Here is a 1,069-nt window from a genome sequence, read left to right as displayed (position 1 = left end):
GCCTTTGAATGCCCGTTTTACTATCGCTCCCATTGGGACGGCTATCGCGGTATTTTTCACACTGCATGCCACACTCTTGACATTAAATGATGCGATGTTAACTAATGATTCTGCGGTCCAATCGATTCCCTGGTTGCGGAGTATGAACGAAACTGGACTTCCTAAAGAGATGCTTCCGCTTCCCGTCGTTTTCGCCGTTTTGTAAAACTGGATATGTGCTTTTGCGGTCACTGGCTGATTAGGGAGCAATCCATTGGTTACGCAGAGAATACGGTTATTTAAGTTAGTATCACCGGTATTACTTCCATCAACATATCCGGTAGCGTTGCAGCTACTCACCGAGGTGGCGCCCACGGCGTAACCTATGCCCGCAACACCGCTACTGTAAATGCGTCTCCCACCCAGCATCTTTTCATAAGCACCCCAAGACTTTACCCCAAATTCCTGTTTAGTCAGTGCAGGAGCCTCATTCGTGCAGCTGAAAACCGGCATCACCCCGGAGACCACTTCACTACCTATAGGAGAGCCTACCGGCAGGTCCCTTTGCACTATCAGGTCAGGGGGGTTCAAAGGCGCGGCGGCCAATACCTTACAATCATAAGCCTGAACCTGAGGCGATATCATCCAGAAAAGAACGCCACCTATGCCGACCAAAAGTCTTTTTTTCATCCCCTCAATCCTCTTACTGGCAGCGCGAATGGATAAGCTGCACATCCGTTCGTTGCGCATCGGTCGCGTACTTCGCGTTACAGCTTCCGCCCCGCCACGTGACGCGCACGGTTCCCTTCTCGGGCACGCCGCTCAGATAAACCTGATGCCTGTCATCAACCATTCCCGACGAGGTCTGATGGCCGTTGACAACTTCTGCTGACGCACCCAATGGAATTGAAAGGGAAGACGCCAGCGTCAGCATAATTTTCTGCCCGTACCGGGTCGGAAAATCCGCCAGCACGAGCGCCCCCTGTCCCGGGGTCACGAAACGCGTATCCGTGACAACGTCCACGCGATCGCCCAGCGAAGCGGTATTGAGCCTCACCGAATTTCTCTGATAGGGCGTCAGATAAGGCAC

General features: G+C 52.9%; 1 protein-coding gene and 1 pseudogene. Both read right to left on the bottom strand.

Going from position 1 to position 1,069, the window contains the following annotated elements; genetic code table 11:
• Nucleotides 1–669: pseudogene (locus EC840_RS25195) on the bottom strand (fimbrial protein); the annotation flags it as partial.
• 13 nt (nucleotides 670–682) lie between these two features.
• Nucleotides 683–1,069, bottom strand: a 387-nt coding sequence (locus EC840_RS25190; RefSeq protein WP_165929060.1) for a FimD/PapC C-terminal domain-containing protein, incomplete at its 5' end; no start/stop codon positions are given.

Origin of the sequence: Rahnella sp. JUb53 (assembly GCF_004346065.1) — a bacterium.
GTDB lineage: Bacteria > Pseudomonadota > Gammaproteobacteria > Enterobacterales > Enterobacteriaceae > Rahnella > Rahnella variigena.
The sequence above is the reverse complement of the archived record's forward strand: the minus strand, read 5'-3'. Positions and strand labels throughout refer to the sequence as shown.